Annotated in this window: 24 protein-coding genes and 1 tRNA gene; 19 read left to right on the top strand and 6 right to left on the bottom strand. The window is 71.0% G+C overall.

What is annotated here, in order from left to right; genetic code table 11:
• Nucleotides 1–97: 97 nt before the first annotated feature.
• Nucleotides 98–1,525 carry a glutamate--tRNA ligase gene (gene gltX / locus EJV46_RS17810; protein ID WP_131550039.1) on the bottom strand — a complete coding sequence of 476 codons (1,428 nt, stop codon included), beginning with the start codon at nucleotides 1,523–1,525 and terminating at the stop codon, nucleotides 98–100.
• 81 nt (nucleotides 1,526–1,606) lie between these two features.
• Here gltX and EJV46_RS17805 point away from each other — a divergent pair, with 81 nt between their 5' ends.
• On the top strand, nucleotides 1,607–3,796 hold the full coding sequence (locus tag EJV46_RS17805) for a ComEC/Rec2 family competence protein (RefSeq protein WP_240782621.1): 2,190 nt from the start codon (nucleotides 1,607–1,609) through the stop codon (nucleotides 3,794–3,796).
• Nucleotides 3,797–3,798: 2 nt separating this feature from the next.
• On the opposite strand, the gene fliP is transcribed toward EJV46_RS17805, so the two are convergent.
• From fliP to EJV46_RS17790, 3 genes are read right to left on the bottom strand one after another with little or no spacing between them, the layout of a single operon-like run.
• The gene (gene fliP / locus EJV46_RS17800; protein ID WP_131550037.1) at nucleotides 3,799–4,527 is read right to left on the bottom strand and encodes a flagellar type III secretion system pore protein FliP; all 729 of its coding nucleotides are present in this window, start codon (nucleotides 4,525–4,527) and stop codon (nucleotides 3,799–3,801) included.
• Nucleotides 4,524–4,781 (bottom strand): flagellar biosynthetic protein FliO, encoded by a 258-nt coding sequence (locus EJV46_RS17795; RefSeq protein WP_131550036.1) that lies wholly within the window; start codon nucleotides 4,779–4,781, stop codon nucleotides 4,524–4,526. Before EJV46_RS17795 ends, fliP begins: the two co-directional genes overlap by 4 nt.
• Nucleotides 4,782–4,812: 31 nt before the next feature.
• Complete coding sequence (locus EJV46_RS17790) at nucleotides 4,813–5,082, bottom strand: hypothetical protein (RefSeq protein ID WP_131550035.1); 270 nt, start codon at nucleotides 5,080–5,082, stop codon at nucleotides 4,813–4,815.
• Between the two features lie 86 nt (nucleotides 5,083–5,168).
• Here EJV46_RS17790 and EJV46_RS17785 point away from each other — a divergent pair, with 86 nt between their 5' ends.
• The 13 genes from EJV46_RS17785 (at nucleotide 5,169) to EJV46_RS17725 (ending at nucleotide 17,865) form a co-directional block, all read left to right on the top strand.
• A complete protein-coding gene (locus EJV46_RS17785) occupies nucleotides 5,169–5,558 on the top strand; it encodes a flagellar basal body protein (protein WP_131550034.1) in 390 nt (129 codons plus the stop codon).
• Nucleotides 5,559–5,572: 14 nt separating this feature from the next.
• Nucleotides 5,573–5,980, top strand: a complete 408-nt coding sequence (gene flgC / locus EJV46_RS17780; RefSeq protein WP_131550033.1) for a flagellar basal body rod protein FlgC — start codon at nucleotides 5,573–5,575, stop codon at nucleotides 5,978–5,980.
• Complete coding sequence (locus EJV46_RS17775; RefSeq protein ID WP_131550032.1) at nucleotides 5,980–6,279, top strand: flagellar hook-basal body complex protein FliE; 300 nt, start codon at nucleotides 5,980–5,982, stop codon at nucleotides 6,277–6,279. The genes flgC and EJV46_RS17775 overlap by 1 nt, the downstream gene beginning before the upstream one ends.
• A gap of 34 nt (nucleotides 6,280–6,313) precedes the next feature.
• Nucleotides 6,314–6,589: a flagellar biosynthetic protein FliQ gene (locus EJV46_RS17770; RefSeq protein WP_131550031.1), complete on the top strand. Its 276-nt coding sequence runs from the start codon at nucleotides 6,314–6,316 to the stop codon at nucleotides 6,587–6,589.
• Nucleotides 6,586–7,371, top strand: coding sequence for a flagellar biosynthetic protein FliR (locus tag EJV46_RS17765; protein ID WP_240782620.1), 786 nt, complete (start codon nucleotides 6,586–6,588; stop codon nucleotides 7,369–7,371). Before EJV46_RS17770 ends, EJV46_RS17765 begins: the two co-directional genes overlap by 4 nt.
• Nucleotides 7,372–7,374: 3 nt before the next feature.
• Complete coding sequence (locus tag EJV46_RS17760; protein ID WP_131550030.1) at nucleotides 7,375–8,433, top strand: flagellar biosynthesis protein FlhB; 1,059 nt, start codon at nucleotides 7,375–7,377, stop codon at nucleotides 8,431–8,433.
• Nucleotides 8,433–9,842 (top strand): ATP-binding protein, encoded by a 1,410-nt coding sequence (locus EJV46_RS17755; RefSeq protein WP_131550029.1) that lies wholly within the window; start codon nucleotides 8,433–8,435, stop codon nucleotides 9,840–9,842. Before EJV46_RS17760 ends, EJV46_RS17755 begins: the two co-directional genes overlap by 1 nt.
• A gap of 152 nt (nucleotides 9,843–9,994) precedes the next feature.
• A complete protein-coding gene (recA, locus tag EJV46_RS17750) occupies nucleotides 9,995–11,026 on the top strand; it encodes a recombinase RecA (RefSeq protein WP_131550028.1) in 1,032 nt (343 codons plus the stop codon).
• Between the two features lie 64 nt (nucleotides 11,027–11,090).
• On the top strand, nucleotides 11,091–12,257 hold the full coding sequence (locus tag EJV46_RS17745; protein WP_131550027.1) for an amidase: 1,167 nt from the start codon (nucleotides 11,091–11,093) through the stop codon (nucleotides 12,255–12,257).
• Nucleotides 12,254–12,652, top strand: a complete 399-nt coding sequence (locus EJV46_RS17740) for an AtzH-like domain-containing protein (RefSeq protein ID WP_131550026.1) — start codon at nucleotides 12,254–12,256, stop codon at nucleotides 12,650–12,652. The genes EJV46_RS17745 and EJV46_RS17740 overlap by 4 nt, the downstream gene beginning before the upstream one ends.
• Before the next feature lie 68 nt (nucleotides 12,653–12,720).
• Entirely contained in the window at nucleotides 12,721–15,372 is a 2,652-nt protein-coding gene (gene alaS / locus EJV46_RS17735; protein WP_131550025.1) for an alanine--tRNA ligase, read from the top strand.
• A gap of 34 nt (nucleotides 15,373–15,406) precedes the next feature.
• A complete protein-coding gene (locus tag EJV46_RS17730; protein ID WP_131550024.1) occupies nucleotides 15,407–16,732 on the top strand; it encodes an HdeD family acid-resistance protein in 1,326 nt (441 codons plus the stop codon).
• Nucleotides 16,729–17,865: an MFS transporter gene (locus EJV46_RS17725; RefSeq protein WP_131550023.1), complete on the top strand. Its 1,137-nt coding sequence runs from the start codon at nucleotides 16,729–16,731 to the stop codon at nucleotides 17,863–17,865. The genes EJV46_RS17730 and EJV46_RS17725 overlap by 4 nt, the downstream gene beginning before the upstream one ends.
• Nucleotides 17,866–17,954: 89 nt before the next feature.
• Here EJV46_RS17725 and EJV46_RS17720 read toward each other — a convergent pair.
• Together EJV46_RS17720 and EJV46_RS17715 are read right to left on the bottom strand one after the other, a co-directional pair.
• Nucleotides 17,955–18,029 (bottom strand) — tRNA-Val (locus EJV46_RS17720).
• A gap of 44 nt (nucleotides 18,030–18,073) precedes the next feature.
• Nucleotides 18,074–19,024: a tripartite tricarboxylate transporter substrate binding protein gene (locus EJV46_RS17715; protein ID WP_165585597.1), complete on the bottom strand. Its 951-nt coding sequence runs from the start codon at nucleotides 19,022–19,024 to the stop codon at nucleotides 18,074–18,076.
• Nucleotides 19,025–19,145: 121 nt separating this feature from the next.
• On the opposite strand from EJV46_RS17715, the gene EJV46_RS17710 reads away from it, so the two are divergent.
• From EJV46_RS17710 to EJV46_RS17690, 5 genes are all read left to right on the top strand, one after another.
• Nucleotides 19,146–19,937: a phytanoyl-CoA dioxygenase family protein gene (locus EJV46_RS17710; RefSeq protein WP_131550021.1), complete on the top strand. Its 792-nt coding sequence runs from the start codon at nucleotides 19,146–19,148 to the stop codon at nucleotides 19,935–19,937.
• 138 nt (nucleotides 19,938–20,075) lie between these two features.
• Nucleotides 20,076–21,170: a TRAP transporter substrate-binding protein gene (locus tag EJV46_RS17705; protein ID WP_131550020.1), complete on the top strand. Its 1,095-nt coding sequence runs from the start codon at nucleotides 20,076–20,078 to the stop codon at nucleotides 21,168–21,170.
• Between the two features lie 5 nt (nucleotides 21,171–21,175).
• Nucleotides 21,176–21,724 carry a TRAP transporter small permease subunit gene (locus tag EJV46_RS17700; protein ID WP_131550019.1) on the top strand — a complete coding sequence of 183 codons (549 nt, stop codon included), beginning with the start codon at nucleotides 21,176–21,178 and terminating at the stop codon, nucleotides 21,722–21,724.
• Nucleotides 21,721–23,286: a TRAP transporter large permease subunit gene (locus tag EJV46_RS17695; protein WP_206020860.1), complete on the top strand. Its 1,566-nt coding sequence runs from the start codon at nucleotides 21,721–21,723 to the stop codon at nucleotides 23,284–23,286. Before EJV46_RS17700 ends, EJV46_RS17695 begins: the two co-directional genes overlap by 4 nt.
• 62 nt (nucleotides 23,287–23,348) lie before the next feature.
• Nucleotides 23,349–24,929: an ABC transporter substrate-binding protein gene (locus tag EJV46_RS17690; protein ID WP_131550018.1), complete on the top strand. Its 1,581-nt coding sequence runs from the start codon at nucleotides 23,349–23,351 to the stop codon at nucleotides 24,927–24,929.
• Nucleotide 24,930 lies beyond the last annotated feature (1 nt).

Raw genomic sequence — 24,930 nt, 5'->3', positions numbered from 1 at the left:
ATGCCGAGGTTCGGTCCGTGAAGGCGAAGCCAAGGCCCGACCGCATGTCATCCGGGCGGGATGCCCGCGTCCCTCATGACGGGCGCGCGCGCCGATCCTAGATCGGCGGCGGCAGATCATCCCCCGCGGCCGTCAGCATCCGTGCCAGCGCCTCGTCCCGCCCGAGCGCGAAGAGCGTCAGGTCGATCGGCGGGCTCATCGTGCTGCCGGTCAGCGCCACGCGCAGCGGCTGCGCGATCTCCTTCAGCTTCACTTGCTTCACATCGGCATAGTCGCGCAGCCATTGCTCCAGATCCGCCCGCTCCCAGGGGGCGCCGGAAAGGAACTGCGCCAGGTCCTCCAGCCGTCCCTTGGCCTCCGGCGTCAGCACGGCGGCCGCCTTCTCGTCCAACTCCGGCGCGCCATCGGCCACCACGAAGGCCGCGCTGTCGGCGAGCTCGGCGAGGCTCTTCGCCCGCTCCTGCAGCGCCGGCAGCAGCAGCTTGAGCTTGGCGATCTTGTCCGTCCCGAAGCCCTCGCCGGCGGCGGTCAGGCGCCGCAGCACCTCGGGCAGCAGCGCCTCAGGGTTGGCTTGGCGCAGGTAGACGCCGTTCACATGCGCGAGCTTGGTGTAGTCCATGCGCGAGGCGGCGCGGCCCACATCGGCAATGTCGAAGATCTTCTCCGCACGCTCGCGCGAGATGATCTCCTCGTCGCCATGCCCCCAGCCCAGCCGCAGCAGATAATTGCATACGGCGTCCGGCAGCATGCCCTGCTCGCGCAGGTCGAGCACCGAGACGGCGCCGTGGCGCTTGGACAGCTTGGCCCCGTCCGCGCCATGGATCAGCGGGATATGCGCGAAGCGCGGCCGGTGCCACCCCATCGCGTCGTAGACCATGCATTGCCGGAAGGTGTTCGTCAGGTGGTCGTCGCCGCGGACGACGTGGGTGATGGCCATGTCGTGATCGTCCACGACGACGGCATGCAGATAGGTCGGCGTGCCGTCGGAGCGCAGGATGATCATGTCGTCCAGCTCGGTATTGGCGACGCGCACCGTGCCCTGCACCAGATCCTCGACGACCGTCTCGCCCGTTCCCTCCTCTGGGCGCGGCGCGCGCAGGCGGATGGCGAAGGGCTGGCCCTCCTGCTCGGGGCCGGGCTCGCGGTCGCGCCAGACGCCCTCGTAGCGGGGCGGGCGCTTCTCGGCCATGGCGCGCTCGCGCATGGCGACGAGCTCCTCCGGCGTCTCGTAGGCGCGGTAGGCCTTGCCCTGCGCCAGCAGCTCGCGCGCGACCTCGGCGTGGCGCGCCTCGCGCGTGGATTGGAAGACCGGCGGCTCGTCCGGGCTGAGGCCGAGCCAGGCCAGGCTTTCGAGGATCTGCTCCACGGCCGCCTGTGTGCTGCGCGCCTTGTCCGTGTCCTCGATGCGCAGCAGGTAGGCGCCGCCGTGCCGGCGGGCGAAGAGCTGGTTGAACAGCGCCGTGCGCGCCCCTCCGATATGGAGGAAGCCGGTGGGCGAGGGGGCGAAGCGGGTGCGGACGGTCATGGCCCCCTTTAACACGGCGCTTGCTCGCGGTTGAGGGGTCGGGCACGACTGGTTGAAATGCAGCCGGCCGCGCGACCCTGGGTGTGGTTCCGATCCCTCGCGCCGATGCGCGAGGCTGGCCGTCCCGCATCCGGCCCTTTCGCAACGGGACGGATCGCCGCGATCCTCGCCGCCGAGCAGGGGCGGCTCGCGCTCTGGCTGCCGGTCGCGGTGGCGGCGGGGATTCTCCTTTACTTCCTGCCGCGCTTCGAGCCGCCCGATTGGTGGGGCTATGCGGCCCTGGCGCCGGCTCCCCTGGCGCTCTGGCTGCGGCCGCGCTTTCCGCTCGCGGCCTGGACCATGGCCCTGCTCGGCGCCGCCGGGCTGGGCTTCGCGCTGACCTCCTGGCACGCCGCGCAGGCACCGCCGCCACTCGACCTGCCGCGCACGCCCGTGGTCCTGGGCGGCACCGTGGCGGAGACTGACCTGCTGCCGGGCGGCGTCCGGATCACCCTGTCCGGCGCGCGATGGGAGCCGGACATGCCGCCGGCCCGCCGACTCGTCCGCGTCCGGCTCCGCGCCGACGATCGCGCGCGCCCCGGGCCCGGCGACCGCGTCGCGATCCGCGCCCTGGTGCGGCTCCCTTCGCCGCCGGCCTATCCGGGCGCCTGGGATTTTCAGCGCGCCGCCTATTTCGAGGGCGTGGGCGGCTCGGGCTTCGCGCTGGGTCCGCTGGAGATCCTGGACCGGGGCGGCGCCGCCCCCCCGCTTTCCGCGACGCGCGCGCGGATCGAGGCGCGGGTGACGGGGATCCTGCCTGGCGCGGTCGGCGCCGTCGCAGCCGCGCTCCTGACCGGCGGGCAGAGCGCGATCCCGCCGGCCGAGATGCAGGCGATGCGCGATTCCGGCCTGGCGCACCTGCTCTCCGTCTCCGGGCTGCACATCGCGATCGTGATGGGGCTGGCCTTCGGCGCCGTGCGGGCGGTGCTCGCCCTCTGGCCCGGCTTTGCGCTGCGCTGGGGAACCCGCCCTTTCGCGGCGATCGCGGCGCTGGCCATGGGCTTCTTCTTCATGCTGCTCACCGGCAGCCAGGTGCCGATGCAGCGCAGCTTCCTCATGGCCGTGCTGGTGACGCTGGCCCTGCTCGCCGGCCGCCGCGCGCTGAGCCCGCGCGTGCTCGCCTTCGCAGCCCTGGGCGTGATGGCCCTGCAGCCGGCGGCGCTGCTCGGCCCTTCCTTCCAGATGAGCTTCGCCGCGGTCATGGCGCTGATCGCGGGTTATGAGGCCGCGCGCCCCTGGTTCTCTCGGCCGGGCACGCCGCGGCCCTGGTGGTGGCGTCCGGCGCTGGTGGTGATCGGCAGCGTCGCGACTTCGGCGATCGCGGGCGCGGCCACCACGCCCTTCGGCCTGCACCATTTCGGGCGGCTGCAGCTTTACGGCGTCGCCGCCAATGCGCTGGCCGTTCCGCTGACCTCCCTGCTGGTGATGCCCGCCGGCATGGCCGCGCTGGCCCTGCTGCCGTTCGGCCTCGAGGCCTGGCCGCTTCGCCTGATGGGCTGGGGCATAGGGGGAATCCTGGCCGTCGCGCGCGAGGTCGCTGGCTGGCCGGGCGCGGCGCTCGCCACGGCGCCCCTGCCGGCCGAGGGCCTGGCGCTGCTGAGCTTCGGCCTGTGCTGGCTCTGCCTGTGGCGGACGCGCTGGAGGCTCCTCGGCCTCCTGGCGATCGCCGCCGGCCTCGTCGCCTGGCAGTTCGTGCGCCTGCCCGACGCGATGGCCTCGGCCGACGGACGGCTCTTCGCCCTCCAATCCGGCGGCCAGGTGTTCCTGGAGCGCCGCCCGGGCGCGTCGCGCTTCATTGGCGATTCCTGGCTGCGCGGGCTGGGCGACACGGAGGCGACTCCGCTTCCGGAGGAGGGCGAACCTGCCGCGGCACGCATCCGCTGCAGGCCGGAGGCCTGCACGATGGCCGCCCCTGACGGCGCCCCAGGCCTGATCCTGCTCCGCCCACCCATGCCGCCGCGCGGCCAGCGCGCGCCCTTCGAGCGCGGCCCCAATCCCGCCTGCGGCCAGGTGCCCGTGATCCTCTCCCCCGAGCCGGTCCGCGGCGACTGCCGCGGCAGCGAAGTCGTGGACCGCTTCTCCGTCTGGCGCGACGGCGCGCACGCCGTCTGGCTCGAACCCGCCGGTCCCCGCGTGCTGTCCGACCGGGCCTGGCGCGGCGACCGGCCCTGGGTTCCGCCCCGCCCGCTGCCGCGTCCGCGCACCCAGGAGCCGCCTGCGGAGATGGAGTAGGCTCATGGCATGGCGAAGCCCTGCACGAGGCTGGACGACAGCAGGGCCCAGCCGTCCACCAGCACGAAGAAGATCAGCTTGAAGGGCAGGGCCACGACCGAGGGCGGCAGCATCATCATGCCCAGCGACATCAGGACCGACGCCACCACCATGTCGATCACCAGGAAGGGCAGGAACAGCAGGAATCCGATCTCGAAGGCGCGCTTCAGCTCGGTGACGAGGAAGGCCGGCATCAGCCCGCGGAACGGAGCCTGCTCCGGCGTGGCCATGGGCAGTCGCGCGAGGTCCAGGAAGAGGTTCAGGTCGCTCTCGCGCACATTCGCGGCCATGAATTTCCGGAACGGCTCGGCGATCGCGGCGAGGGCGTCGAGATCGCCGATCCGGCCCTCGTTCATCGGTACCACGCCCAGCCGCCAGGCCTCCTCCAGCACCGGCTGCATCACGAAGAGAGAGAGGAAGAGCGCCAGCCCGATCAGCACCGGATTGGGCGGCACGCCCTGCGCGCCGATCGCGGTGCGCAGCAGCGCCAGCACGATGACGATGCGCGTGAAGGCCGTCGCCATGATGAGCAGCGAGGGCGCGAGCGAGATCAGCCCGATCAGCGCCGTGAGCTGCACCAGGCGCGACGTGGCGCCGGCCTGCCCGCCGGCGCCGAGATCGATCGAGACCGATTGCGCCGAAGCGCCGTCCGCCAGCAGCAGCATGCCCGCGAGAGCAAGAAGAGGCGTCATGCGCCGGGCAGCCAGCCGAGGAACTGGTCGCCCGCCGGTCCCGTGAGCAGCAGCCCCTCGCGCCCGTCGCAGGCGACCAGGACGAGCCGGCGGCGCGGATCGACGGCGCAGACGGAGCGCACGCCGAGGCGCCCGGCCGGCCGGAGCCTGGCCTTGTGCCGGCCGGCCAGGCGGGAGGCGCTCCAGATCAGCAGCAGGACGGCGCCGAGCGCGGCCGCCATCTGGGCCATCGGGGAAGGATCGAGGAAGGACATGGTGCGGCCTCCTGCCGGCGCCAGGGTGTCGTCAGGGGCGAGGCATGCAGCCCGTCAGCAGATCGACCTCGCGTGTCAGTGTCTGCAGCGGATCGAGCAGCGCCCGTCCGGAATCGCCGGGCAGGCAGGCCACGGCCGCGCAGAGGCGCGCGGCCTCGCGATCCAGGCCGGCGAGGTCGATCGCGCGGCCCGTGACGACGAGGGCGCGCGCCATCGACAAGGTGCCATGGAGACTCTCGATCGCCGCCATCGTGGCGGCGACCTCGAAGGTCGAAGGCGGCTGAGATCGTTTCTCGAACATAGTCGGAACATGAGGGGAAAAGTCTTAACCAACCCTCAACGCACGGCCTTCACGCTTCCTTAACCGGCGCCGGTGTCTCTGGGGCCATGGACCTGACCCGCCACGGCCCGATCGCCCTCGCCGAAAGCCGCCTCGCCTGGCTCGACACGCGTCAGCGCATCCTCGCGCGCAACGTGGCCAATGCCGATACGCCCGGCTTCCGCCCGAGCGACGCCGTGCCTTTCGGCGAGATCCTGCAGCGCCGGCGGCACGGAGCCGCGATGACGACCACCGATGCAAATCACGTCGCGCCCCGAGGCAGCGGCGCCCTGACCGTGCAGGACCGCGACATCGTCGAGCGCAGCCGCAACGGCAACGCCGTCTCGCTGGACGCCGAGGCCCTTCGCATCGCGGAGACCGACCAGGCGCATGCGCTCGCGATGGGGCTGCACCGAAAATACCTCGGCCTGTTCCGCACCGCGCTCGGCCGCAACTGAGAAAGAGAGTATTCATGGATCTCGATCGCGCGCTTTCGATCTCAGCCGCCGGCATGGCCGCGCAGTCCACGCGGCTGCGCGTGGTGGCGGAGAACATCGCCAACCGCGACAGCACCGGCCAGTCGCCCGGTGCCGAGCCGTACCGACGCAAGACCGTGACCTTCGCGAGCCGGGTGGACCGCGAGCTCGGCGCGGAGACGGTGCGGGTCGCGCGCGTCGGCCGCGACCAGCGGGAGTTTCCCGAGCGCTTCGAGCCCGGCCATCCGGCCGCCGACGCGCGGGGCTACGTCCGGACGCCGAACGTCGACAGCATGATCGAGAACATGGACATGCGCGAGGCGAACCGCAGCTACTCTGCCAATCTCGCGGTGCTCGAGACCACGCGCGGCATGCTGATGCGCGCCATCGAGACGCTGCGCTGATGGCCCTTCCAGTCCTTGGCGCCGCCGGCGCGGCCGCGGCCTATCGAGCGGTCCAAGGCGCAGGCGAGGCGGTCTCGGAGGGCGCGGGCTTCGGCGAGACGCTGCAGCGGGCCGTGCAGGGCGCGATCGAGATCGGCCGCAGCGCCGATGCGGCTTCGACCCAGGCGCTGACCGGCCAGGGCAGCGTCACGGATGTGGTGCTCGCAGTCTCGCGCGCGGAGCTCGCCCTGCAGACGGCGACCGCGGTGCGCGATCGCGTGGTGACAGCCTATCAGGATGTGATGCGCATGCCGATCTAACGGATCGGCCGCGCTCCCGCAGGAGGCGGGCGGCATGGTGGAACAACCCGTCGTCATGGCGATGCGGGAGGCGCTCTGGGTGGGTCTGCAGCTGGCGGGGCCGCCGCTGCTGATCGTGCTCGCCATCGGCCTCGTCGTCTCGCTGCTGCAGGCGCTGACGCAGATCCAGGAGGCGACCCTGGCTTTTCTGCCGAAGGTCGCCGCGATCGGCGGCCTGCTGCTCTTCACCGGGCCCTTCATGACGGGCGTGCTCCAGGCCTGGGCGGCGCGGCTTTTCGACCAGGTCGTCGCGGTCGGCGGGCTGCCGTGATCGCGCCGGCCGATGCCGCGCTGCTGGCCGCCCTGCCCGGGCTGGCCTTCCATGCCGCGTTGATCCTGTGCCGCATGGGCGCGGCCGTCATGCTGCTGCCCGGCCTCGGCGAGGCGGAGATCCCGGCGACGCTGCGCATGGCGCTGGCGGCGGGACTGGTCTTCGCCCTCCTGCCGGTCCTGTCGCCCGGACTGCCGCCGTTGCCGGGCGAGGTCTCGGGACTGCTGGCGCTGGTGGCCGGCGAGATTCTTGCGGGCCTGTGGATCGGGCTCCTCGCGCGCTTCCTTTCGATGGCCCTGGCCCAGGCGGGGCAGGTGGTCTCGCTGATGATCGGCCTCGCTTCGCCCCTTCAGGGCGACCTCGTGCTTGGCAGCAGCGCGACGGCGCTGGCGCGGCTGCTCTCGCTGGCCACGGCGGCGCTCATGCTGGCCACCGGGCTCTACGAGGTCCCGTTGCGCGCCCTGGCGGAGAGCTACAGCGTCCTCCCGCCGGGCGGCGGCTGGCCGGGCGGCGCCGTGGCCGAGGCGGTGGCGCGCCGCGTGGGCGAGAGCCTGCTCCTGGCCATGCAGCTCGCGGCGCCCTTCGTGCTGGCCGCGATCTTCTTCAATGCGGGGCTGGGGCTTATCGCGCGCCTCGCGCCGCATGCGCAGATCTTCGTCCTGGCCTCGCCGGCGCAGATCCTGGGCGGGCTGTTGCTGATGCTGCTGCTCCTGCCGAACATGCTCGACGTCTGGGCGCGCGGCATGGCGGCCGGCTTCCTCCGCCTGCCGGGGGCAGACTGAGCCATGGCCGGCGCGGAGAGCGACGACGAGGCGACCGAGGACCGCACGGAAGAGCCGTCCCCAAAGCGGCTCCGGAAGGCCTGGGAGGAAGGGCAGGTCGCGTTGTCGCGCGAGGCGGTGGGTTTCGCGACGCTGATGGCCTCGGCGCTGGGCGCGGCGCTACTGATGCCGGGTCAGATCCGCGGCCTGGCAGCCGCCATGCGGGGCAGCTTCTCGCGCGCCCACGAGATGGAGCCGGCGCGGGCCGGCGCGGAATGGCTCGGGCTGTTCCTCGGCCTGGCATGGCCCGTCGCCGTCGCCGCGATCCTGGGCGCGGTGGTCGCGACCCTGGCGCAGACTCGCGGCGCGATCTCCCTGAGCCAGCTTGTCCCGAGCCTGTCCAAGCTTTCGCCCGCGACGGGTCTCCAGCGGATCCTCGGAGCGGACGCGCTGCTCGAATTCCTCAAGACGGTGCTGAAGATCGGCGTCGTCGCCGCGGCGCTCTGGTTCGTGGCCGCGGACCTTCCCGGCCTCTCGGCGATGCTGGAGACGCCGCCCTCGGAGATCTTCGCCGCTGCCGGGCGCGGCGTGGCGCGCCTGGTGCTGACGACGCTTGCCGCCTTCGCGCTCCTCGCGGGGCTCGATCTTCTGCTGGTGCGCCATCGCCATCTGGAGCGCCTGCGCATGTCGCGCCAGGAGCTGAAGGAGGAGATGAAGGAGAGCGAGGGCGACCCGCAGATCAAGGGCCGGATGCGGCAGCTGCGCGAATCCATGGGCCGCCGGCGCATGCTCGCCGCGGTGCCGAAGGCGACCGTCGTCGTCACCAATCCGACGCATTACGCCGTTGCCTTGTCCTACGAAGCCGGGCAAGCCGCTGCGCCGAAGCTGGTGGCCAAGGGGGTGGATTCGATGGCGGCGCGGATCCGCGAGGCGGCGCGGGAGGCGGGCGTGCCGATCGTGCCCGATCCGCCGCTGGCGCGCGCGCTGCATCGCCTGGAGGTGGAGGCGGAGATTCCGAACGAGCACTGGGAGGCGGTCGCGAAGATCATCGCCTATGTGATGCGCCTGCGCGGACGGGCCTGATGCCCGACCGGAACCTGGCGGGCGCGGAAGCCGTGATCGCCGCGCTGCCGCAGCCGGCCCTGCTGCTGGATTCGGCCGGGCGGATCCTGGTCGCGAATCTCGCGCTGCGCCGAAGCCTGGAGGGCGGGCTGCTGATCCGTCCCGGTGACGAGGCGGCGCGGGTCTTCCCGGCAGCAGCCGAGGTCATGGCGGCCGCGCTCCGCGGCGAGACGCCGATCGCGGTTCCGGTCGAGGGCGGCGGCAGGCTGCGCGCCCTGCCGCTGGGCGGCGCGGGGGCGATGATCCTGCTGGAGCCGGCGGCGGGCGGCTCGGCGCGCCTCGAGATCCTGGGCCGGCTGGCCGGCGGCATCGCGCATGACTTCAACAACCTGCTCGGCGTGATACTCGGCGCCTCCACGGCGCTGCGGCGCATCGCAGCGCAGCCGGAGGCGGCCGAGGAGCTTGGCGCGATCGAGGGCGCCGCGCAGCGTGGCACGGCGCTGGTCCGGCAGTTGCTCGCCTTCGCGCGGCAGCAGGTGATGGCGCCGCGCATCGTCGAGCTGAACGAATCAGTCCGGCAGCTCGCCATCCTGCTGCCGCGTCTGCTCGGCGCGGGAATCGTGCTGGAGCTGGAGCTGGAGGAGCCTTCGCGGCGCATCCGCGTCGATCCCTCGCAATGGGACCAGGTGCTGCTGAATCTCGTGGTGAACGCGCGCGACGCCATGAAGGGGAGGGGGCGGCTGCGGATCGCGACGGGGCGGCGGCTGGTGCTCGCGGGCGAGGCGCTGAATCCCGGTCGCTACGCCGTGGTGGAGGTCACGGATGACGGGCCCGGCATTGCGCCCGAGATCGTGCCGCGGATCTTCGAGCCCTTCTTCACCACCAGGCTCGACCAGGGCGGGACGGGGCTGGGGCTCGCGACCGTCCAGGGGATCGTGGGCCAGTTCGGCGGGCAGATGGAGGTCGAGAGCCGGCCCAGCGCCACGACCTTCCGGATCGTGCTCCCGCGGCATGACGGCCCCGCGGATTCCGAGCCGCCCCCGCCGGTCGCGGAGAAGCGGGCTGTCGAGGGCCCGGTGCTTCTGGTGGATGACGAGCCCAACCTGCTGCGCGTCGCGCGGTTCGGGCTGCAGCAGGCGGGCTTCGGCGTCGAGGTGGCGGGCGACGCGGAAGAGGCGCTCGGGCGCATCGAGGTGGGGCTGGAGCCCTGCCTCGTCGCGACGGATGTCGCGATGCCGGGCATGGACGGGCTGGAGCTGGCACGGGCCGTGCGGGCGCGCCATCCGGGCCTGCCGATTCTCCTGCTGTCGGGCTACTCCGCTTCCACCGTCGATTCGGATCTCGCGGGGCAGGGGATGCATTTCCTGGCCAAGCCCTATACGCCCGAGTCGCTGCTGGCCGCGGTCAGAAAAGCGCTCGGAACGGCCTGAACGGCCCTTGCAACATGCCAGGAAAAAGAACATAACTAGAACAGAAGCGCTGCTTCGGTTTCGGCTATCGGTGGACTCCGAGCCTGGCCTATCAGCGTGTGGTCGGCGGCATTTCTGCTGTCTTTGGTTGTGGCCTTGAGGGGATTTCCAGGATGGAAAAGGGAAAGGCGCTCGACGCCGCGCTGAGCCAGATCGAGCGGGCCTTCGGCAAGGGCTCGATCATGCGCATGGGCTCGAAGAGCGCCATGGAGGGGATCGAGGTCATCTCCAGCGGCTCGCTGGGGCTCGACCTGGCGCTGGGCATCGGCGGCCTGCCCAAGGGCCGCATCATCGAGATCTACGGTCCTGAATCCTCGGGCAAGACGACGCTGGCGCTGCATGCCATCGCGGCGGCGCAGAAGGGCGGCGGCACCTGCGCCTTCATCGATGCCGAGCATGCGCTGGACCCCGGCTATGCGCGCAAGCTCGGCGTCGATGTGGAGAACCTGCTGATCAGCCAGCCCGACGGCGGCGAGCAGGCGCTGGAGATCGCCGACACGCTGGTGCGCTCGGGCGCCATCGACGTGCTGGTGGTGGACAGCGTCGCCGCGCTCGTGCCCAAGGCCGAGCTGGAGGGCGAGATGGGCGATACCCATGTCGGCCTGCACGCCCGCCTGATGTCCCAGGCGCTGCGCAAGCTGACCGGCACGGTCAGCCGCTCCAACTGCCTGCTGATCTTCCTGAACCAGATCCGCCTGAAGATCGGCGTGATGTTCGGCAATCCGGAGACGACGACGGGCGGCAACGCGCTGAAGTTCTACTCCTCCGTGCGGCTCGAGATCCGCCGCGTCGGCTCCATCAAGGAGCGCGAGGAGGTCACAGGCAACCAGACCCGCGTGAAGGTCGTGAAGAACAAGATGGCGCCGCCGTTCCGGCAGGTCGAGTTCGACATAATGTTCGGCGAGGGCATCAGCAAGGTGGGCGAGCTCATCGATCTCGGCGTGAAGGGCGCGGTGATCGAAAAGTCCGGCGCTTGGTTCAGCTGCGACGGCCAGCGGATCGGGCAGGGGCGCGAGAACGCCAAGCAGTATCTGCGCGACAACCCGGCCATGGCGGAGAGCATCGAGAAGCGCATCCGCGGGCAGGGCCCGGCAGTGGCCGAGACGATGCTGGCCACGTCGGACTCGGACGACGCGGAGGACTGATCCGCCCTCGCCAGCGCGCGCCGTCCCGGCCAAGCTGACCGCCTGACCGTTCGGAGCTGCCTCCATGTCGTCGCCTTTCGTTCCCGGAACCTCCGTCCGCGTCGAAGGGCGTGCCGGCGGCCCGCTCGATGGGCTGACCTTCGCCGCGAAGGACCTCTTCGACGTCGCGGGCCATCCCACGGGCGGCGGCAATCCGGATTGGGCGCGGCAGAATCCGGTGCCGGCGCGGCATGCCTGGGCGGTGCAGGCGCTGCTCGACGCCGGCGCCACGCTGATCGGCAAGACCGTCACCGACGAGGTCTCGCTCGGCATCCTCGGCGAGAACGCCTTCGAGGGCACGCCGCTCAATCCGGCGGCGCCGGGCCATGTGCCGGGCGGCTCCTCCTCGGGCTCGGCGAGCGCGGTGGCGCAGGGGCTCTGCGACACGGCGCTGGGCACGGATACCGGCGGCTCGGTGCGCGTGCCGTCCAGCTTCTGCGGGCTCCATGGAATCCGGCCTACGCATGGGCGGCTGGACCTCATGGGCATGATGCCGCAGGCGCCGAGCTCGGACACGACCGGCTGGTTCGCACGTGAGGCACAGACCTTCGCCCGCGTCTCGGAGGTGCTGCTGGGCGAGCCGATCGGCGAGGCGATGCCGACCCGCCTCCTCCTCGCCACCGACGCCTTCGGCTTCGCGGAGCCCGCGGTGGCCGAGGCGCTGCGGCCCATGCTGGACCGCCTGAGGACGATCGTTCCGCAGGTCGAGGAGGTCGTGATGGCGCCGGCCGGCCTCTCGGTCTGGGGCCGCGCCCAGCGGGTGCTTCAGCCGGTCGAGGCCTGGCAGACCTTTCGCGAATGGATCGAGCGCGACAATCCGCGCTTCGCCTTCAGCGTCGCCAAGGGGCTGGTCCTCGGCGCGATGTCCAGCGAGGCGGATCGCGGCTGGGCCGAGCTCATGCGGCGTGAGGTCCGCGGGCGGCTGCGGCACCTGCTGCCGCCCGGCACGATCCTCGCCATGCCGACCACGCCTTTCCCGGCGCCGAAGGCCGGCCTGCCGCTGGACGTGCTGACGCCGCTGCGCGACCAGATTCTTTGTCTCTGCGCCCAGGGCGGGCTCGCCGGGCACCCCCAGGTGAACCTGCCCGGCGCCACGGTCGAGGGCCGGCCCGTCGGCCTGTCCCTCATGGGGGCCCGCGGCGCCGACACGCTGCTCGTCCGCACCGCCATGGCCATGGAGAAGCTCGCATGACCCCCAACATCCCCGAGGTCGTCGAGGAAATCCGGGAAAAGTTCGAGCGCTACGAGCAGGCGCTGATCGACAAGAACGTGGAGGTCCTGGACGACACCTTCTGGAACTCGCCCCACACCATCCGGCTCGCCATCCATGAGAACGGCTTCGGCTTCGACGAGATCCACGCCCACCGCGTCCGCCGGCCGCCCGGTCCCGGCATCAAGCTGGAGCGCATCCGCCTCGACATCCTGACCCTCGGCCGCGACATCGCCACCGTGAACCTGATCTTCAGGATGCGCGGCCGCGGCGACGCCCCGGCCCGCCAGACGCAGACCTGGGTGCGCTTCCCCGACCTTGGCTGGAAGGTGGTCTCCGCCCATGTCTCCGTGACCGAGACGAGCCCGGCCTATTGAGGCGCCCCTATTGAGAGGCATGTCCTGCCAGGGTAATTCCGCCCCTCAGGTTTTTCAGAGCACCCCCGATGAGCAGCAGCAACGACATCCGCGCCACCTTCCTGGGCTATTTCGCGCGCAATGGGCACCGGATCGTGGAGAGCAGCCCGCTCGTTCCGCGCAACGATCCGACGCTGATGTTCGCCAATTCGGGCATGGTGCAGTTCAAGAACGTCTTCACCGGCCAGGAGAAGCGGGACTATTCCACCGCGACGACGGCCCAGAAATGCGTGCGCGCCGGCGGCAAGCACAACGACCTGGACAATGTCGGCTATACCGCCCGGCACCATACCTTCTTCGAGATGCTCGGCAATTTCTCCTTCGGTGACTACTTCAAGGAGCAGGCGATCACGCATGCCTGGGAACTGCTGACCAAGGATTTCGGGCTCGCCAAGGACAAGCTCCTCGTCACCGTCTATTCCGAGGACGAGGACGCGGCCGCCCTCTGGCGCAAGATCGCCGGCCTGCCCGACAGCAGGATCATCCGCATCGCCACCTCCGACAATTTCTGGCGCATGGGCGACACCGGCCCCTGCGGGCCCTGCTCGGAGATCTTCTACGACCACGGCGACAAGATCCCCGGCGGCCCCCCCGGCAGCCCGGACGAGGACGGCGACCGCTTCATCGAGATCTGGAACCTGGTCTTCATGCAGTACCTCGAGGAGCCGGCCGGGACGCGCAATCCGCTGCCCCGCCCCTCGATCGACACGGGCATGGGGTTGGAGCGCTTCGCGGCGATCCTCCAGGGCAAGCACGACAACTACGACACCGACACCTTCCGGGCGATCATCCTCGAATCCGCCCAGCTCACCGGCCAGGAGCCGGACGGGCCCTTCCGCTCCTCCCACCGTGTGGTCGCCGACCACCTGCGCGCCGGCTCCTTCCTGATGGCCGACGGGGTGCTGCCCTCCAATGAGGGGCGCGGCTATGTGCTGCGCCGCATTCTCCGCCGCGCCATGCGCCACGCCCATATGATGGGCGCGCAGGAGCCGCTGCTCCACCGGCTCTTCCCCGCGCTGGAGCGCCAGATGGCGGCCGCCTACCCGGAGCTGTCCCGCGCGGCGAGCCTGATCACGGAAACCTTCCGGCTGGAGGAGAACCGCTTCCGCACGCTGCTGGACCGTGGCCTCGGCCTGCTGGAGGCCGAGAAGGCCAAGCTCGGCGAGGGCCAGCCGCTCCCCGGCGACGTCGCCTTCCGCCTTTACGACACCTACGGCTTCCCGCTCGACCTGACGCAGGACGCGCTGCGCGCCGAGGGCCGGGCGGTGGACGTGGCCGGCTTCGACAGTGCCATGGCCGAGCAGAAGAGGCGCGCCCGCGCCGCCTGGGCCGGCTCGGGCGAGGCGGCCACGGAGACGCTCTGGTTCGACCTGAAGGAAAAGCTCGGAGCGACGGATTTCCTGGGATATTCCACCGAATCCGCCGAGGGCGCTATCGCCGCCATCGTGGCGGACGGCGCCTCGGTGAACAGTGTGGCCGCCGGCCGCGACGTCGCGATCGTGCTGAACCAGACGCCCTTCTACGGGGAGAGCGGCGGCCAGCAGGGCGATGCCGGCGTGATCCGCGCGGGTCATGCCGTGATCCGCATCCGCGACACGCAGAAGAAGCTGGGCGACCTCTTCGTGCATCTCGGCAAGGTCGAGAGCGGCGACATCGAGGTCGGCCAGGCCGTGGTGGCCGAGGTCGATCACACACGCCGTTCCGCCATCCGTTCGCACCACTCGGCGACGCACCTGCTGCACGAGGCGCTGCGCCGCCGGCTCGGCACGCATGTCGCCCAGAAGGGCTCGCTGGTCGCGCCCGACCGGCTGCGCTTCGACGTGAGCCAGCCCACCCCCATCGCGTCGGAGGACCTGGCCTGGGTCGAGGCCGAGGTGAATGCGCGCATCCGCGAGAATGCCGAGGTCACCACGCGCCTCATGACCCCCGACGCCGCCGTGGCCGAGGGGGCGATGGCGCTCTTCGGCGAGAAGTACGGCGAGGAAGTCCGCGTCGTCGCCATGGGCCACGACCCCGCCGCCACCGACCGGAAGGGCAACTATTCGATCGAGCTCTGCGGCGGCACGCATGTGAAGCGCACGGGCGACATTGGCATGTTCCGGCTCGTGGGCGAGGGCGCCGTCAGCGCCGGGGTGCGCCGCATCGAGGCCGTGACGGGCGAGGCGGCCTATGCGGCCATGGAGGCCGAGAGCCGCCTGCTGCGCGAGGCCGCCGCCGCCATGAAGGTCAGCCCGGCCGACCTGCCCGCCCGCATCGCGATCCTCATCGAGGAGCGCCGCAAGCTGGAACGGGATTTGTCCGAAACCCGCAAGAAGCTCGCCACCGGCGGCGCCTCGGCCGAGATCGAGACTGTGGCCGGCCTGCGGCTGGCGCTGCGCGACCTCGGTGACATGCCGGGCAAGGAGCTCAAGGGCATCGCGGAGGCCATCCTGAAGGACGGCGGGGCCGATGTGGTCGGGCTGGTCTCCTCGGCCGAGGGCAAGGCCAGCATCGTGGTGGGCGTGGGCGAGGTGGCCAAGGGCCGCGCCGATGCGGTGGCCCTGGTCCGCGCGGGCGCGGCGGCGGTCGGCGGCAAGGGCGGCGGCGGCCGGCCCGAGATGGCCCAGGCCGGCGGTCCCGAGGGCGACAAGGCCGGGGACGCCCTGGCGGCCATTCGCGTGGCGCTCGCAACCGCCGGTTGAGGCGCCGTCGCAAAGCCCTATGGTGCGGCCAGGTATGATCCGCCTGGCCCTCCTCCTGACCGGTGCCACCGCCCTGCGCGCGCGCTGGCCCGCCTTGATGGCCGCAGGCGTCGCAGCCTGCGGCCTCGGCCTGCTGATCCTGCTCGACACCAGCGACGGCGCCACCGTCGTTGCCACCCATGCCTTCGGCTATATCCTGGTGCTGAGCGGCGCGCTCGGCCTGCTCGGCACGCTGAGCCCCCAGATCCGCGCCAACCGGATGGTCCTCGTCCGGGCCGGCGGCCTGCTGGTGCTGGGCCTGCTGATCGTCGACCTGCCCTGGAACAACCAGATCGCCAACAGCCTGCTCTTCGGGCTGGCCTTCCTGATCGATGCGGTGCTGCGCATCGCCGGCGCCTGGGTCCTGCGCTTCCGGCGCTGGCGGGTCGCGATCGCCGGCGGGCTGGTCGAGGCGGGGCTGGCCATGCTGGCGATCAGCAACTGGCCGCTCAGCTATCACCTCACCGTGCCCTTCGCCATCGCGCTGCTGCTGATCATGAACGGGATCACGCTGGCCCGGATGGGGCTGGCGCTGCGCCGCCTGCCGCCCGATGCCTCGATCCTCTCCATCCCGGGCTTCGGCCCGCCCGGCTGGTACGAGCATCTGGAGGAGGTGCGCGCCGTCGGCCTGCCCGAGATGTCCGGCCGTCCTGCCATGGTGGTCCGCATCTGGACGCCCACCGGCTCGGCCGAGATCGCGACGCGGCGCCCGGTGGTGGACCGCTACATCGCCGCCGTGGACAAGAGCGGGAAGATCTCCAGCGGACATGCCGTGCTGGATTTCGCGCCGCATCTGTACATCAGCCACTACCCGGCGGAGGAGACCGAGCGTGCCGCCGCGGGGTTCCTCCAGCAGCTCCGCGCCACGGCCGAGAACGACGTGCCCGGCCGCTTCCTCGACAGCTACCGCTACGAGGTGGACACCTGGTTCCCGGCCGACGCGCATATCGCCTTCCGGCGCTTCAACGCCGCGCGCCTGCTCATTCACTGGGCGCATTACTCCCGGGACCGGACCTACAACTTCACCCGCCGCAACTGCTCGGTCGCCGTCGCCGTCGCGCTGGATGCGGCGCTGGAGGGGATGGGCGGCAGCGGCCCCCTCTGGCGGCGGCTCCCCCGGCTGCTGCTCAACCCCGACCTCTGGGTGGCCGCCGCGCTGCGCCGGCGGGCCGAGACCCTGACCTGGACCCCCATGCTCGTCTATGATTATGCCCGCGCGCTCCGCCGCGTGGTGGAGCCCCACCAGATGGGCTGGCTCGGCCGCCTGCGGAGCGCCTGGATGCGCTGGCGGGCCCATCGCCGTGTCGAGCGCGCCGCATGAACGACCAGCCCGCGCCTCTGCTGGCCCGCGCCGCCGTCATCGCGGTCGCGACGATCTTCGGGCTGACCTACAGCCTGACCGCTCCGCTCATCGCGCTCGACCTCGCCGAGCGCGGATTGGGCGAGACGGCCATCGGCCTGAACGCAGCGATGCATGCCGTCGGCGTGCTGCTGACGGCACCGCTCCTGCCGCGACTCGTGGCGCGGTTCGGCGCGCGGCCGATGGTGGTGGGCGCCCTGGTCCTGTCCGCCGTCGTGGTGCTGCTCTTTCCGGCCATGCCGCTGATCTGGCTATGGTTTCCCCTTCGCCTGCTGCTGGGCTGCGCGGCCGAGACACTCTTCGTCCTCTCCGAGACCTGGATCAACCACCTCTCCGCCGAGGCCACCCGCGCCCGCGCCATGGCCACCTATACGGCCGCCCTCTCGCTGGGCTTCGCCGCGGGACCGCTGATCCTCTCGCTGGTCGGGACGAACGGCGCGCTGCCCTATGCGATCGGCGCCCTGCTGGTCGCCTGCGCGATCCCCCTGGTCGCGACGAAGCGCGTCGCCGCGCCGCATTTCGGCGAGGCGCCGACCGGCGGGCCGATGCGCTACCTGCGCCTCGCCCCCGTGGCCATCGCCGCGACCGTGCTGAATGCGGCCATCGAGACGGCCGGCATGTCCTTCCTCGCCCTCTACGCCATGGGGGCCGGCTGGACCGAGGCCGAGGCGCCCCGGCTCATCACGGCGCTGATGGTGGGCGCGATCCTGCTGCAGCTGCCGATCGGCTGGCTTGGCGACCGGATGGACCGGGGACGGCTGGTGCTGATGCTGGGCGTGGTCTCGGCGGCCGGCGCGCTGCTCTGGCCCTTCGTGCTGCACGACCCCGTGCTGTCCTATGCGACGCTCTTCGTCTGGGGCGGCGCCTTCGTGGGCATCTACACCATCATGCTGACCCTGGTGGGCAGCCGCTTCAAGGGGACCGACCTCGTCGGGATCTATGCCGTGATGGGGCTGGCCTGGGGCGTGGGGGCGCTGCTGGGCCCGGCGCTGGCCGGCTTCTCCATGGGGATCACGACGCATGGGCTGCCGATCTTCGCGGCCCTGGCCTGCGCGGGCTTCTGCATCTTTCTGGTGCTGCGCCGGGGCGATTGAGGGCGCCCGGCCGGGGGGATTGTTGTGCCCTACTTGGGCACTACGCCCTCCGGGGGACCGAGGCATTACCATCTAAGTCGTTGAAAGGATGGTGGGCGCTACAGGGATTGAACCTGTGACCCCTTCCGTGTCAGGGAAGTGCTCTCCCGCTGAGCTAAGCGCCCCCGGTCCGCGGCTCATCTAGCGAAGTCGCGCGGAGGCCACAAGACTACCCCGCCACCAAACCTGCACGACGCATCAGTGCGGTCAGCTTTTCCCGCTCGCTGCGCCACAGCGCCTCGGCCTGCTCGGGCCCGGCGCTGACGGGGTCGTTGCCGCTCTCCTCGATTCGCCCGCGCAGCCGGGGGTCGGTCACCGCCGCCGCGAAGGCCTGGGACAGGCGCCGGCGGATGGGCATGGAGGTGCCGGGCGGCGAGAAGATCATCATCCAGGTCGAGAGCTCGTAGCCGGGCACGATCTCGCCGATGGTGGGCGCGTTCGGCAGGTTCAGCCGCCGCGCGGCCCCGGTCACGGCGACCACCCGGCCGCGCTCGCCGCGCAGCACGGGCGAGAAGCTGCTCTCGCTGATGAGGCAGGAATCGATGCGGCCGCCGGCCACCTCGCGCGCCGCATCGGCCCCGCCGCGGAAGGGCACGTGCTCGAGCCGGACATCGGCGAGGGATTGCAGCATCTCGCCCATCAGATGCGCGATATGGGCGACGCCCGGCGTGCCGAAGGTGACCTCGCCGGGCCGGCGGCGCGCCTCGGCCAGGTAGCCGCGCAGGTCGTCGCCCGGGAAGCCGGCCCTGATGCCGAGGACATAGGGCGCGGCGGTGATCTGGGCGCAGATCGGCATGGCGGCGTAGTCGAAGGTCATGCCGCGATGGGCGAGCGGCCCGGTGATGGAGGTGGCGCCCTCCAGTAGCAGCGTGTGACCGTCCGGCGGCGACTGCGCCACGAAGGCGGCGCCGATGGCGCCGGCCGCGCCGGTCCGGTTCTCGACGATCAGCGGCTGGCCGAGATGCTCCGAGACCTTCTGCTGGAGGATCCGCGCCACGGTGTCTGCCACGCCGCCCGCCGAATAGGGGACGACGAGGCGGATGGGGCGGTCCTGCAGGCTTTGCGCGGAGACGATGGCGGGCGCCCAAAGGGGCGCGACGAGCAGAGCTCGGCGAAGCATGGTGTTTCCTCCAGATCGTTCCCGGCAGGAGAACGTCCCGGAATCCGGCTGTCCAGCCAAAACGGGGTTGGCGAGCCGGCCTCCGCCTGAATAGCCTGCGATCCCTCGTTCAGGAGAAGTCATGCCCCCGCTCGACCAGGCCCAGATCGACGCCTATGCGGCCGACGGCGCCGTCCTCCTGCGTGGCGCCTTCCGCGACTGGGTCGCGCCGCTCTCGGCCGGCATCGCCGCGCTGATGGAGGCGCCCAGCCCGCTGGAGCGCTCCTACCTGCCCAGGGACGGTTCTGCGAAGTTCTTCCAGGACCTGTGCAACTGGCAGCGCATCCCCCAATTCCGCGCCTTCGTATTCGAGAGCCCGGCCGCCGCGCTCGCGGGGCAGCTCATGCGCTCGCCCGTCTCGCGCTTCTTCCACGACCACGTGCTGGTGAAGGAGCCGGGAACCTCCATCGTCACGCCCTGGCACCAGGACAGTCCCTATTACTGCGTCGGCGGCCAGCAGAGCGTGAGCTTCTGGATCCCGCTCGATCCCGTCGGGCGCGAGACGACGCTGGAATGCGTCGCGGGCTCGCATCTCTGGGGCGTGAGCCACAAGCCGAAGCGCTTCGACGGCACCGACCTCTACGAGGGCGACACGGCGGCCGAGATGCCCGACATCGACGCGCACCGCGCCGATTATCGCATCCTCGGCTGGGCCATGGAGCCGGGCGATGCCGTGGCGTTCCATTTCCGGACGGTGCACGGGGCGCCGGCCAATACCTCGCGGCAGAACAGGCGGCGCGTCTTCTCGGCGCGCTGGGTGGGGCAGGATGCGGTCTTCATTGACCGGAAGGGCAGGGGCTCGCCGCCGCTGCGGCACGTCACGCTGCCGGATGGGGCGCTGCTCGAAGGGGCCGATTTCCCGGTGGTCGCCTGAGCTGGGCGGCTGCACGGTTTTTGGGCGGGGGCCGTCCATGCCCAGGAAAGGGCCAGCTTTTTCCGTGCGGTATTGCTTGGCAGCGGCGTGAATCCCCTGTCACTCTTGGGGGAGAACCATCATCAGGGGACTTCGGGCATGAAGCGCCGCAACCTTGCACAGGCCGCCGCCGCCGGCACCGTCGCGGCCAGCGCGACCCTCTCCTCGCCGGCCCTGAGCCAGGGGCGGATCGAGTGGCGCATGGTCACCATCTGGCCGCGCAACCTGCCGGGCCCGGGCGTCGCCGCGCAGCGCTGCGCCGACCGGATCGCGGCGCTCTCGGGCGGGCGGCTCACGGTGCGGCTCTTCGCCGCCGGCGAGGTGGTCCCGGCCCCGGGCGCCTTCGATGCGGTGGCCGCCGGCACGGCCGACCTCTACCACGGCGTGCCGGCCTTCTGGGTCTCGAAGTCGCCCGGCATCGGCTTCTTCGGCAGCTTTCCCTTCGGCCTCACCGCCTATGAGCAGCAGGGCTGGATGATCCATGGCGGCGGCCAGGCCATGTATGACGAGATCTACGGCCGCTTCGGCGTGAAGCCCTTCATCGTCGGCAATTCCGGCCCGCAATGGATGGGCTGGTTCCGCCGCGAGCTGCGCTCCATCGACGACTTCCGCGGCCTGCGCTTCCGCACGACCGGCCTGGGCGCCGAGATGTTCCGCCGCGCCGGCGCCTCGGTGGTGAACCTGCCGGCGGGCGAGATCTTCCCGGCGCTGCAGTCCGGCACGATCGACGCCGCCGAGTTCCTCGGCCCCTTCTCCGACGCGCCGCTCGGCCTGCACCAGGTGGCGAAGAACTACTACTTCCCCGGCGTGCAGGAGCCCTCCTCGGCCGAGGAGATCGGCATCAACATGGCCCGCTGGAACGCCCTGCCGGACGATCTGAAGGCCGTCGTGCGCTATTCCGCCATGTCGCTGCACGAGGAGACGACCAGCGAATACGACGTGCGCCACCCGATCGCGCTCGCCGAGCTCGTGGCGCGCCATGGCGTCGTCGTGCGCGAGGCGCCGCGCGACCTGCTGATCGCCTTCGGCAACACCGCGGGCGAGATGCTGGCCGAATACCGCAGCCATGCCGACCCGATGGTGAAGCGCATCGCCGATTCCTACGCCGCCTTCCGGGTTCGCAGCGCGGCCTACATGCTGCAATCCTACGCCGGCAACTTCAACGCACGCGCCTTGCCGATCCGCTGGGGCTGAGCCGCTTGCGCCTTCTCCTGGCCGTGGCGAACGGGATCGACGCCGTCTCGCGCCGGATCGGCCAGGCGGCGAAGTGGCTCGCCGTGGCCCTCGTGCTCATGCAGTTCGCCGTCGTGGTGATGCGCTACGCCTTCAGTTCCAGCTTCGCCTGGGCGCAGGAGGCGGTGATCTATTTCCACGCCCCGCTCTTCATGCTGGCGATCGGCTACGTCTACATGCTCGACGCCCATGTCCGGGTGGACTTCTTCTGGGGGCGGTGGCGCGAGCGGCCGAGGGCCTGGCTGGAGCTCGCGGGCGTGGCCTTCTTCGTGTTGCCCTTCTGCGCGCTCGTCGTCTGGGCGAGCTGGGGCTACGTGGCGCTTTCCTTCCGCTTCAACGAGGGGCCCATGCAGATGGGCGGCGTGCCCCTGCTGCCCTATCTCAAGGCCCTGATCCTGGTGATGGTGGGGCTGCTCGCGCTGCAATCCGTCTCGGTGGCCTGCCGGGCGATCGCGGTCATCGGCGGCGCGGCCTCCGAGACCTTTCCCCACCGCCAGGCCATAGGCGAGGCATGAGCGGCATCGGGCTCTGGCTCAACATCGGCATGATGGCGGCGCTCTGCACCTTCATCATGGTCGGCCTGCCGGTGATGTTCATCCTGACCGGCTGCGCCATGGTCTTCGGCGGGCTCGGCATCGCCTTCGGCGTCTTCGACCACTTCCTGCTGGGCGCGCTGGCGCAGCGCATCTTCGGCACGATGACGAGCGAGACGCTGATCGCCATCCCGCTCTTCGTCTTCATGGGCATGATGCTGGAGCGCAGCCGCATCGCGCCGGACCTGCTGGAGGCGATGGGTCGGCTCTTCGGCAAGATGAATGGCGGCCTCGCCATCTCGGTCACGGTGGTGGGCGCGCTGCTCGGCGCCTCGGCCGGCGTGGTGGGCGCGACGGTCGTCACCATGGGGCTGATCGCCCTGCCGGCCATGATGCGCCACCGCTACGACCCGGCCTTCGCCACGGGCAGCATCTGCGCGGCCGGCACGCTCGGGCAGATCATCCCGCCGGCCACGGTCATGGTCGTGCTGGGCGAGGTGCTGGCCTCGGCCTATCAGCAGGCGCAGCTCTCCCAGGGGCTGTTCTCCATCCAGACCATCTCGGTTGGCGATCTCTATGCCGGCGCGATGATCCCGAGCCTGGTGCTGACGGCGCTCTACATGATCTACCAGGCGGTGCTGTGCTGGTGGAAGCCGTCGATCGGCCCTGCCGTACCGCCGGACGAGGCCGGAAACGTCAGCCTCGCCACGCTGGTCGAGGTGCTGGTCGCGCCCATCGTGCTGCTGGTGGCGATCCTCGGCTCGACGCTGGCCGGCATCGCGACGCCCACGGAATCCGCCGCGGTCGGCGCCATCGGCGCGCTGCTGCTGGCGGGGCTGCGGGCGGGGAAGGGCTCGCCCGCGCCCATCCATCTCGCCAATGCGGCGGCCCTGCTGCTGGTGGTGCTGCGCAGCTTCTTCGACCTGCGCCTCGGCCGGCAGGAGGCGCCGCTCGCCGACCAGCTCGCGCTCGTCGCGGCGGCGGTCCTCACCCTGGTCCTGGCCTGGGGCATCCTCGTCTCGCTCTCGCGCACCTTCAGGGACGGCATCCTCGGCCCGACCTCGCACGCCACCATGAGCGTGACGGCGATGATCTTCGGGACGCTCATCGGCGCCACCCTGTTCAGCCTGGTCTTCCGCGGCCTGGGCGGCGACGACGTGGTGCGCTCCGTCCTCGAGGCCATGCCGGGCGGGAAGTACGGCGCGCTGTTCCTCGTGATGCTCATCGTCTTCCTCCTGGGCTTTCCGCTGGACTTCACGGAGATCGTCATCATCGTCGTGCCCATCACCGGCCCGGTGCTGATGCAGATGGGCATCGATCCCATCTGGTTCGGCGTGCTGCTCGCGCTGAACCTGCAGACGAGCTTCCTGACCCCGCCTTTGGGGCCGACGCTCTTCTACATCCAGGGCGTGCTGCCTCCGGGCGTCACATCCCAGGACGTCTATCGCGGAATCATTCCCTTCGTGATGATCCAGATTATTGCGCTGGCGCTGGTCGTGCTCTTCCCGTTATCGGCCACCTGGCTGCCTTCCGTGCTGCTATAACAACTTGACCGATCGCGGCCGCCGCTTTCAACCTGCGCCGCACGACCATAAGGGACCTGCCCATGAAACGCCGTGACCTCCTCGCCGGCGCCGCCGCCGCCACCCTGGCGGGCCCCGCCCTGGCGCAGCCGGCCCAGAACCGCGTGCTCAAATTCGTCCCGCAGGCGAACCTCACCAGCCTCGACCCGATCTGGACCACGGCGAACGTCACCCGCAACCACGGCCACATGGTCTACGACACGCTCTATGGCGTGAATGCGGATTTCCAGACCGCGCCGCAGATGGCGTCCGGGCACGTGCTGGAGGATGGCGGCAAGATCGTCGTCATCACATTGCGCGACGGGCTGAAGTTCCACGACGGCGAGCCGGTGCGCGCGCAGGACGTGGTGCCGAGCCTCACCCGCTGGATGCGCCGTAACCCCATGGGCCAGAAGCTCGCGACCGTGACCGACGCGGTCGAGGTGGTGGACGACAAGCGCCTGCGCTTCCGGCTCAAGCGGCCCTTCCCGCTGCTCTTCATGGCGCTGGCGCAGGTCTCCAACAGCCCGGCCTTCGTGATGCCGGAGCGGCTGGCGCGCACCGATCCCTTCACCCAGATCCGCGAGACGGTCGGCAGCGGTCCCTTCGTCTTCAAGGCGGACGAGTTCAACTCCGGCAGCCGCGTCGTCTATACGCGCTTCGCCGACTACGTCCCCGTCTCCAGCGGGGCGCCGAGCCTCACGGCCGGGCCGAAGGTCGCGCATTTCGACCGCGTGGAGTGGAACATCATCACCGACGCGGCGACCTCGGCCGCCGCGCTGCAGACAGGCGAGATCGACTGGTACGAGCAGCCGCCGCCGGAGATCCAGCAGCTGCTGCGCCGCAACCGGGCCATCAAGATCGAGGCGATCGATCCCCTGCCGCTCACCGGAATCCTGCGCTTCAACCACCTGCACCCGCCCTTCAACGAGAAGAAGCTGCGCCAGGCGATGCTGCCGGCGATCAGCCAGGCGGATTTCATGGCGGCGGTGGTCGGCGACGAGCCGCAGAACTATGTCGCCACCTGCGGCATGTTCACGCCGGGCACGCCGCTGGCCTCGGACGCCGGCATGTCCGTGCTGAACGGCCCGCGCAGCATCGACCGCGCGAAGGAGCTCATGCGCGCCGCGGGCTACACCAACCAGCCCATGCGCCTGATCGGCCCGACCGACATCCTGGCGCCCTCGGCCATGACCCAGGTGGGCGCGGACCTCGTGCGGCGCCTCGGCTTCAACGCCGACATCGTGCTGACCGACTGGGGCACGACCGTGCAGCGCCGCACCTCGCGCGAGCCGGTGGACCGGGGCGGGTGGAGCATGCTCTTCACCGCCTTCTCCTCCTTCGATTTCGTGAACCCGGCGGCGCATTTCCCGCTGCGCGGCAACGGCAACGACGCCTGGTTCGGCTGGCCGACCATCCCAAGGCTCGAGGAGCTGCGCGACAGCTGGTTCGAGGCGCCGGACCTCGCCACCGAGCAGCGCATCACGCGCGAGATGCAGACCGTGGCGCTGGACGAGCTGCCCTATATCCCGGTCGGTGCGTACAAGTCGCTGACCGCGCTGCGCACCAACCTGGCGGATCGGGTGTCCGGGCTGGCGCTGTTCTGGGGCATCCGGAGGAGTTGAG

The organism is Roseococcus sp. SYP-B2431, from assembly GCF_004336745.1.
Taxonomy (GTDB): Bacteria; Pseudomonadota; Alphaproteobacteria; order Acetobacterales; family Acetobacteraceae; genus Roseococcus.
The sequence above is the reverse complement of the archived record's forward strand: the minus strand, read 5'-3'. Positions and strand labels throughout refer to the sequence as shown.

Coding starts and splice junctions, on each gene's coding strand:
- gltX (WP_131550039.1), bottom strand. CDS start 1,525: ATGACCGTCCGCACCCGCTTCGCCCCCTCGCCCACCGGCTTCCTCCAT.
- fliP (WP_131550037.1), bottom strand. CDS start 4,527: ATGACGCCTCTTCTTGCTCTCGCGGGCATGCTGCTGCTGGCGGACGGC.
- EJV46_RS17795 (WP_131550036.1), bottom strand. CDS start 4,781: ATGTCCTTCCTCGATCCTTCCCCGATGGCCCAGATGGCGGCCGCGCTC.
- EJV46_RS17790 (WP_131550035.1), bottom strand. CDS start 5,082: ATGTTCGAGAAACGATCTCAGCCGCCTTCGACCTTCGAGGTCGCCGCC.
- EJV46_RS17785 (WP_131550034.1), top strand. CDS start 5,169: ATGGACCTGACCCGCCACGGCCCGATCGCCCTCGCCGAAAGCCGCCTC.
- flgC (WP_131550033.1), top strand. CDS start 5,573: ATGGATCTCGATCGCGCGCTTTCGATCTCAGCCGCCGGCATGGCCGCG.
- EJV46_RS17775 (WP_131550032.1), top strand. CDS start 5,980: ATGGCCCTTCCAGTCCTTGGCGCCGCCGGCGCGGCCGCGGCCTATCGA.
- EJV46_RS17770 (WP_131550031.1), top strand. CDS start 6,314: ATGGTGGAACAACCCGTCGTCATGGCGATGCGGGAGGCGCTCTGGGTG.
- EJV46_RS17760 (WP_131550030.1), top strand. CDS start 7,375: ATGGCCGGCGCGGAGAGCGACGACGAGGCGACCGAGGACCGCACGGAA.
- EJV46_RS17755 (WP_131550029.1), top strand. CDS start 8,433: ATGCCCGACCGGAACCTGGCGGGCGCGGAAGCCGTGATCGCCGCGCTG.
- recA (WP_131550028.1), top strand. CDS start 9,995: ATGGAAAAGGGAAAGGCGCTCGACGCCGCGCTGAGCCAGATCGAGCGG.
- EJV46_RS17745 (WP_131550027.1), top strand. CDS start 11,091: ATGTCGTCGCCTTTCGTTCCCGGAACCTCCGTCCGCGTCGAAGGGCGT.
- EJV46_RS17740 (WP_131550026.1), top strand. CDS start 12,254: ATGACCCCCAACATCCCCGAGGTCGTCGAGGAAATCCGGGAAAAGTTC.
- alaS (WP_131550025.1), top strand. CDS start 12,721: ATGAGCAGCAGCAACGACATCCGCGCCACCTTCCTGGGCTATTTCGCG.
- EJV46_RS17730 (WP_131550024.1), top strand. CDS start 15,407: ATGATCCGCCTGGCCCTCCTCCTGACCGGTGCCACCGCCCTGCGCGCG.
- EJV46_RS17725 (WP_131550023.1), top strand. CDS start 16,729: ATGAACGACCAGCCCGCGCCTCTGCTGGCCCGCGCCGCCGTCATCGCG.
- EJV46_RS17715 (WP_165585597.1), bottom strand. CDS start 19,024: ATGCTTCGCCGAGCTCTGCTCGTCGCGCCCCTTTGGGCGCCCGCCATC.
- EJV46_RS17710 (WP_131550021.1), top strand. CDS start 19,146: ATGCCCCCGCTCGACCAGGCCCAGATCGACGCCTATGCGGCCGACGGC.
- EJV46_RS17705 (WP_131550020.1), top strand. CDS start 20,076: ATGAAGCGCCGCAACCTTGCACAGGCCGCCGCCGCCGGCACCGTCGCG.
- EJV46_RS17695 (WP_206020860.1), top strand. CDS start 21,721: ATGAGCGGCATCGGGCTCTGGCTCAACATCGGCATGATGGCGGCGCTC.
- EJV46_RS17690 (WP_131550018.1), top strand. CDS start 23,349: ATGAAACGCCGTGACCTCCTCGCCGGCGCCGCCGCCGCCACCCTGGCG.